A 2,254-nucleotide genomic window follows, 5' to 3' on the forward strand; every position below is an offset into this window, starting at 1 on the left:
TTTCATCTTTCAATGTCAACTAAGTTTTTCATTTCGTTTGTCACTTGCGATGTTATTGTCATCAGCGACTTGTCCTATATTACACCTCTATATAATAATAGTCAATATTAATCTTTCATTTTTTTAAAAAAGATGAAAAAGACTCTCATACCCCCCTTTTATTTCTCATACATATCAATAAGATAACTGAAAGGAGTGTAGAACTTGTTCAATCCTTCTTTATTACACATCATAAGCTCCCATTCAAGAAGCCCACACTATCATAGGAAGTTTCCAATCATTCTATTTTGGAGTCAAAAAAGCGGTTGTACTTCTCTTGCTAAGTGGTTCTTTTACCAGATTGATTTATTACAAACCGCTCTAAGTTATAGTCCTTTCATTCATAATTATGAATATGATATATACAAAAGTACACCTGCCTATAGTGTACGACTAGGAATAGCTCTACGAGAAAAACAAAAAGAAACTTTTAAACTTGTTCGTAACCCTTATAGGAGAGCAGTCAGTTCTTTCGTATCCTTAATTGGACCTCCTTATATGGAACATCCCGAATGGAAACCCATCCGAAAGTTTTTATATCAAGATGAAAATTCCTCCAAAGGGATCTCATTTAAACAATTTCTATACTATCTATTTATGAAAGGAGCTCACGCAAGTGATATTAACCCACATTTCACACAACAATATATAGCTGGTGAAGAAGAATATGTGACCAATTATATATACTTAGAAAACTTCGATCAGGAAATGAAAGAATTAGAAAAGCGTTTCGAATTAAAAACCGCACCAATAAATGAGTTCTCAACATCATGGCATCATCAAACTCCCGCCATGATTTATAAAGGGGATTTTAGCGAAGGCGATATTACTGATCCTTTATTTCCACGTCATCCAAGTTTTGAGAGCTTTTATGATACTGAATGTATACAACTTGTCCAAACAATATTTCAAAATGATTTCGACACATATAAATACAGCAAAGAATATCCATACTAACTTTAGTCTATTATCTTTGCTAAATAAAAAAGATACCTCATATATAAGGTATCTTTTTAACATTTCAATTATATAAATCATACTGTTTAACAGTCTCTATTCTCCACCTTGTTACCTTTTAATAGATTACATAACTTTTGCTTATCCGCCCATCCTACTCCGATTAAAACTAAACTCGCTCCCATTATTACTCTCCATGTCAGAGATTCATTTAATAGAATAATTGAAGTAACAATACTTATTAATGGTAATGCATTTAAATATAATCCGCTTACTGATGCTGAAACTCTCTCTAGCGCTTTATTCCAAAACCAATATGCTAAAATTGTTGCTCCAATAACAAGGTATATTACACTAAGTCCCGTTTTCCAAGTTTCAACCTTTGGGAGACCGTAATAAAAAATTTCTACCAGTGCAAACGGTAAGAGAATAACAGCTCCAATAATTAAAGTTAATGTTGTAAAAACCTCGTTTGATAAATACTGTTCTTGTTTTGGCCGTTTTAGCAAAACTGTGTAGAAAGCAAATAGAAAAGTACTTAATAATATCAGTATATCTCCTATTAAAGACACTTCTTGATTAGCACTTTTAGATGGAATCGTAATAAAGAGTACTCCTATAGCACCCAATATAATTCCTATCCAATAATTCAATCGAATTTTCTCTTTCAAAAAGAGTGCTGAAAAAAGAATTGTAACTAATGGTAATGCAGCATCTATAATACTCACATGTAATCCACTGGTTAAAGAAATACCGTAGGATGTAAACATAAAATAACCAGCTACACCGGTAAAAGCTAACAAACTCATTCTTTTCCATGGAACTTTTTTATGTACAACTGATTTTTGTAGTTGCTTAAATGAGAATAGCATACAAATTCCACCTGCAAAGAAAAGACGAATAAACAACAAAGTAAACGGCTGAATAGATTCTAACGCCCATTTTGTTGGCGCAATGGCTGTGCCCCATAATATAACAGCCACTAATAACATGCATATTTCTTTCATAATCCCCCACACCCATCAAAAATATATGTTAACTACCTTAATTATAGATTTTTTCTAATGTAAAATCCTTTAAAAACACAAAAGGTTATGTTAAAAGAGCTAGATTGCTACTTTTCATATAACCTTTTTATATAAGATCACAAACATTCTTGTTACATCTGGACTATATTCTTATAAAGGTAATTCTTACCTTTAAATTTAAAATAATAAAAATAAACACAAAAAAACCTAAGTCGAAACGACTTAGGTTT

The 2,254-nt window shown here is 31.6% G+C and carries 2 protein-coding genes; one reads left to right on the forward strand and one right to left on the reverse strand.

Going from position 1 to position 2,254, the window contains the following annotated elements; translation table 11 throughout:
* Positions 1 to 204 precede the first annotated feature (204 nt).
* On the forward strand, positions 205 to 996 hold the full coding sequence (locus tag ACQGS6_RS26895; protein WP_426965906.1) for a sulfotransferase family 2 domain-containing protein: 792 nt from the start codon (positions 205 to 207) through the stop codon (positions 994 to 996).
* Positions 997 to 1,082: 86 nt separating this feature from the next.
* Here the strand turns inward: ACQGS6_RS26895 and ACQGS6_RS26900 are convergent, their stop codons facing one another.
* A complete protein-coding gene (locus ACQGS6_RS26900) occupies positions 1,083 to 2,003 on the reverse strand; it encodes a DMT family transporter (RefSeq protein ID WP_000658284.1) in 921 nt (306 codons plus the stop codon).
* Between the last annotated feature and the right edge of the window lie 251 nt (positions 2,004 to 2,254).

This window comes from Bacillus sp. GMs2/2 (assembly GCF_050172095.1).
Classification (GTDB): domain Bacteria; phylum Bacillota; class Bacilli; order Bacillales; family Bacillaceae_G; genus Bacillus_A; species Bacillus_A cereus.